Source organism: Streptomyces beigongshangae, from assembly GCF_019710745.1.
Lineage (GTDB): Bacteria > Actinomycetota > Actinomycetes > Streptomycetales > Streptomycetaceae > Streptomyces > Streptomyces beigongshangae.
Map to the genome: position 1 here is coordinate 1 of NZ_JAHKJW010000152.1, position 2832 is coordinate 2832.

Here is a 2832-nt window from a genome sequence, read left to right on the forward strand (position 1 = left end):
CGCACAGGGACGACCACGACGTCGTCCGGGCCGCCGACCGTGCAGTGGCCGCTGACCGCCGATCGAACGAGGACCGATGCCGAACAGGCCGCCGTACGACCCGACCTACGGCTTCGACCACGCCACCCGGAAGGTGCGCGTCCATCACCACGACTGTGACTGAGCGCCATAGTGGCTCTGGTCCACTTCGTGTGGTTGCGCATGCAGGGTGACGGTTGATCTTCGCGTGATGCTGGTTGAGTTCGCCCGAAAATCGCCCGGCTGGACGGTGGTGTGGTCGACAGTCCTTCACCGTGAACGAAGTGCTGCCACATCTGGACGAGCTGTTGTTCTCCTCGGTCGAGGGCGTGGTGGTGGAGTCGGTCGAGGTGACCGACACGGCCGTCCGGATCGAGGCTCGTACGACCGCAGGGCTGGCGGTATGCCCGGGGTGCGGGTGCTGGTCGGGCCGAATACATGGCTCTTACCTGCGATTTCCGCATGACCTGCCGACAGCGGGCAAACTCGTCGTGGTGTCGTTACGTGTACGGCGGTTCGTCTGCGCGGAGCACTGCTGCCCGCGCAAGACCTTCGCCGAGCAAGTCCCCGGACTCACCCGCAGGTTCGGGCGACGGACCGAGCGGCTGCGGTCGACGCTGGTGGCGGTCGGTCTTGCGCTCGCGGGCCGGGCCGGTGCCCGGATGACGGGCGCCTTCAAGATTCCGGTCAGCCGGAACACCCTGTTGAGGCTGATCGTCTCGCTTCCGGACCCCGCCGTCGCAGCACCCCGCGTGATCGGCGTGGACGAGTACGCCCAACGCAAGGGCCGTGTCTACGGAACCGTGCTCGTCGATGTCGAGACACGTCGGCCGGTCGACCTCCTTCCCGACCGGGAGCCAGACACGCTCGCGGCCTGGCTCGCCGAGCGGCCCGGCATCGAGATCACCTGCCGTGACCGGGCCACCTTCTTCGCCGAAGGAGCCACCCGCGGCGCCCCACAGGCCCTCCAGGTCGCCGACCGATGGCATCTCTGGCACAACCTGGGAGAAGCCGCCGAGAAGTGCGTCTACCGGCACCGCGGCTGCTTGCGCCCCACGCCGGCTCAGCCGGCACAACCGCAGGACGAGGCGGAGCCGACCGCGTCGTCGCCCTGGCCGACAGGGCACCGGTTCGCCGAACGCACCCGCGCCAAGCACGCCACCATCCACGCTCTCCTCGCCGCCGGTCACAGCAAGCGGTCCGTCGCCCGGCAGCTCGGCATGACCCTCAACACGATCTTGCGCTTCTCCCGCGCCACGACTCCGGAGAAGATGTTCACCGGTCAGTGGCAAAGCCGTGCGACCAGGCTCGACGACTACAAGCCTTACCTCGATCAGCGCTGGCAGGAAGGCTGCACCAACGCCTGGAAACTGTGGGAGGAGATCAAGGAACAAGGCTATCCACGCGGATACGCAAGCGTCCGCGACTACGTCAGCAGGACCCTTCGCGGCAAACCCCAACAGTCGGCACCCGGCCACCATCCGCCCGCGCCCTCACCCGCTGGAGCCTCACCCACCCCGACGCCCTACCTGAAAGCGATCGGATCCGGCTCAAAGCCGCCCTGTCCAACTGCTCCGAACTGACGGCACTCGCCGAACACGTGCGCTCCTTCGCCCACATGCTCACGCACCTGCACGGCGACCAGCTCCCCGACTGGATCGAAGCAGCCAGCGCCACCACCGAACTATCCAGCCTCCGCCACTTCGCTCAGCACCTCCTGCGCGATCTCGACGCTGTCACCGCCGGCCTCACCTTGCCCTGGAACTCCGGCGTGGTGGAGGGCCATGTCAACAGGATCAAGATGCTCAAGCGTCAGATGTTTGGCCGCGCAGGATTCGAACTCCTCCGCAAGCGTGCCCTGCTCTACGCATAGATCCCAGGTCAGGAGTCGTCCTCAACAAGTCCAAAACCATCAGGGAAGCCCTCTAGGAACTCGCGGCGCGAAGGATCGGCCTCCTCCGCAGCCATCGAACCGAGCAGGTCGATGAACTCGCTTCGCTGATCACTTGACAGCTGTGTCACCAGATGGGCGACACCCTCCAAGACCTTCACCGCGTCATCCGGATCCATCTGCTCGTCCGTGCACCCCTCAACGAACCAGAGGACATCGACCAAAGCCTCCGCCAGAGCGCGGGTCAGCGACGGGTACACAGACATCGGAACGATCTCCCACCAAACGGCTGATAGAGAGCAGCCATCTCACCACATGCCTCTGACATCACTGCCAGTGAGCCCTCCACAGAAAGTGGACCAGAGCCCGTCGAGACACAGCCGATCTGTGCTGGTCCACTGTCAACGCTGTTCTTAACGATCTCGCCGCTAGCAAAACCACCTGAACGGCACCCTTCACCTACGGGACAACCACCTGTAACAGGGAAACCTGAATAATCAGTTGGCTCACGCCGTGGTCTACAGTCCAGCCGCCTCCGGGACCCTGGTCGTCGTCCCCGACGTCCGGGCCGTGCGCTCTTGCCGGGACCGGCGCAGTGCGGCCTCGCGGGACAGCTCAGTTTGGCGCCGCCGCTCGGACAGGTTGGCGTCGAACGAGGTCGGCGCATCGTCCGGCACGAACGACGCCGGCAGGAGCGGGGACAGGCGCGGCGCCGGGCGACAGGATCCACAGGGAGCTTACGAGCCGTGCGACCCGCGTCCTTGTTGGCGGCTGTGATGACACAGGTCTGCTCCAGCCGGGCCTTCGTCGCCCACACCGACGAATACCACTGGGGCAGAACGGAAACCTGCAGCAGCGTGTCGCGGTCAGCCAGAGGGGCGCCGCTTGGTGCCGCCGCCGCTGCCGTTCAGCGGGATCAGGCT

3 protein-coding genes are annotated in these 2832 nt (G+C 66.1%); 2 read left to right on the top strand and 1 reads right to left on the bottom strand.

The window, feature by feature from the left end; all coding sequences use genetic code 11:
• The first annotated feature begins 293 nt into the window (after nucleotides 1-293).
• Nucleotides 294-1601: an ISL3 family transposase gene (locus KM933_RS40140; protein ID WP_308013683.1), complete on the top strand. Its 1308-nt coding sequence runs from the start codon at nucleotides 294-296 to the stop codon at nucleotides 1599-1601.
• Complete coding sequence (locus KM933_RS40465) at nucleotides 1580-1891, top strand: transposase (protein WP_347355177.1); 312 nt, start codon at nucleotides 1580-1582, stop codon at nucleotides 1889-1891. The genes KM933_RS40140 and KM933_RS40465 overlap by 22 nt, the downstream gene beginning before the upstream one ends.
• A gap of 8 nt (nucleotides 1892-1899) precedes the next feature.
• On the opposite strand, the gene KM933_RS38535 is transcribed toward KM933_RS40465, so the two are convergent.
• A complete protein-coding gene (locus KM933_RS38535) occupies nucleotides 1900-2175 on the bottom strand; it encodes a hypothetical protein (RefSeq protein WP_221362269.1) in 276 nt (91 codons plus the stop codon).
• Nucleotides 2176-2832: the final 657 nt, after the last annotated feature.

Coding starts and splice junctions, on each gene's coding strand:
- KM933_RS38535 (WP_221362269.1), bottom strand. CDS start 2,175: ATGTCTGTGTACCCGTCGCTGACCCGCGCTCTGGCGGAGGCTTTGGTC.